The sequence below is a fragment of the Rhodococcus sp. HM1 genome, assembly GCF_023218075.1.
Lineage (GTDB): Bacteria > Actinomycetota > Actinomycetes > Mycobacteriales > Mycobacteriaceae > Rhodococcus.
In genome coordinates, this window is the sequence record NZ_JALPTB010000183.1 from 1 (window position 1) to 1,040 (window position 1,040).

Here is a 1,040-nt window from a genome sequence, read left to right on the forward strand (position 1 = left end):
GCCCCCGGCGGCGAGCACCGCGACCGCGGGCGCGACCTTCGCGATGCCCGCCGCGGCCAGGACGACGCTGAGCGCCGCGAACCGGCCACGTCCCTGCAGCAGGCCCTGTTCGGCGGCGAGGAGAACCAGCAGGGGTGCGGTCACGAGGGACCCGAACGCCCCGGCCACACTCGTGTCGAGCGCCCACGCGACCACCGGCACCAGCACGGCCGCGATGCCCGCCGCGAGCGCGGCGCACCGGTAGCCGAGGCGACGCAGTTCGTCGATGCCGCTGCCGTGCACGGTTTCCCGCGCGACCACCGTCTGCAGGGCGAGCGCGGGCACCGCGAGGACGAGCTGGGCGGCGAGCAGGCTGGCGAATTCGCCGTAGCCGGCCGGGCCCAGCCAGCGGCTCGCGGGCAGGTGCAGCAGGTAGGACGCCAGGCTGGCGGTCATCGCACCGGCGGTCACCATCGTCATTCCGGCGACGGCGGATCCGGTGGGCGCGGGACGCGGCGTCTGAGGTCGCGGCATCCGCCCATCCTTACACCTGCACCGGCCCGTATTCTGCGCGCATGGTCAGGCCGGTGTCGTTGCGTTCCGTCGTGCCGGTCGTCTACAGCCTCGCGCTGGCGGTCGCGGTGCTCGGCCCGCTGCTGTTCTCCCCCGGCTATCTGTTGCTGCGCGACGCGGTGAGCACGCCGCGTTCGTTCCCGACGGATTCGGCCCTGGGCATCACCGACGCCGCGGCCCGCGCGGTGCCGCAGGACGCGCTGCTCGCGGCCGTGACCGTCGTCGTCGACGGCGGGATCGCGGTGACGGCACTGCTCGTGGCGGCGCTGTGGGCGGCGGGCTGGGGCGCGGCACGGCTGGTGGTGACGGTGCTGCCGGACCGAGCGGCCGGTCTGCCCGCGCAACTGGTGGCGGCGACGGTGGCGGTGTGGAACCCGTACGTCGCCGAACGGCTGCTGCAGGGCCACTGGAGCCTGCTGGTGGGGTACGCGGCGCTGCCCTGGGTCGTGTGCGCGACCGTCGCGGTGCGTGGCGGACTGCGCTGGGGG

The 1,040-nt window shown here is 75.2% G+C and carries 2 pseudogenes; one reads left to right on the forward strand and one right to left on the reverse strand.

Annotation, left to right across the window (positions count from 1 at the left end):
- Nucleotides 1-513, reverse strand: a pseudogene (locus M1M07_RS32310) (polysaccharide biosynthesis protein); the annotation flags it as partial.
- Nucleotides 514-554: 41 nt separating this feature from the next.
- Here M1M07_RS32310 and M1M07_RS32315 point away from each other — a divergent pair.
- Nucleotides 555-1,040, forward strand: a pseudogene (locus M1M07_RS32315) (hypothetical protein); the annotation flags it as partial.